Source organism: Flavobacterium sp. UBA5153 (genome assembly GCA_002413745.1).
In the GTDB taxonomy this organism is placed as follows: domain Bacteria; phylum Bacteroidota; class Bacteroidia; order Flavobacteriales; family Flavobacteriaceae; genus Flavobacterium.
This window is the reverse complement of the sequence record DHXP01000046.1, coordinates 56601-56922: the sequence shown is the minus strand read 5'-3', so window position 1 is coordinate 56922 and position 322 is coordinate 56601. Positions and strand designations below refer to the sequence as shown.

The following is a 322-nucleotide window of genomic DNA, read 5'->3' as shown; positions in this document are numbered from 1 at the left end:
CAAAAAGTATCTTCTAAAGAAAACCCGGATATTATTGTTGGGGCAAATCAATTAGATAAATATATAGATCTTTTAAAGGGTAAAAATGTTGCTATAGTAGGAAATAATACATCGGTAATTTTTAAAAAGGGCAAATCTAATTCCAATTACGCACACCTTGTTGATTCCTTATTAACATTAGGCATTAAGGTTACAAAAGGTTTTGCTCCCGAGCATGGTTTTAGGGGAGTCGAAGATGCTGGAGAAATCATACTAGACTCTAAAGATAAGAAGACAGGTGTGTCAGTTGTCTCACTTTACGGAGATAACTATAAACCTTCTC

The 322-nt window shown here is 34.2% G+C and carries 1 protein-coding gene; it reads left to right on the top strand.

What is annotated here, in order from left to right; all coding sequences use genetic code 11:
* Positions 1–322 (top strand): exo-beta-N-acetylmuramidase NamZ domain-containing protein (locus B2145_RS09565; protein WP_414654995.1); only part of this gene is annotated, 322 nt, incomplete at both ends.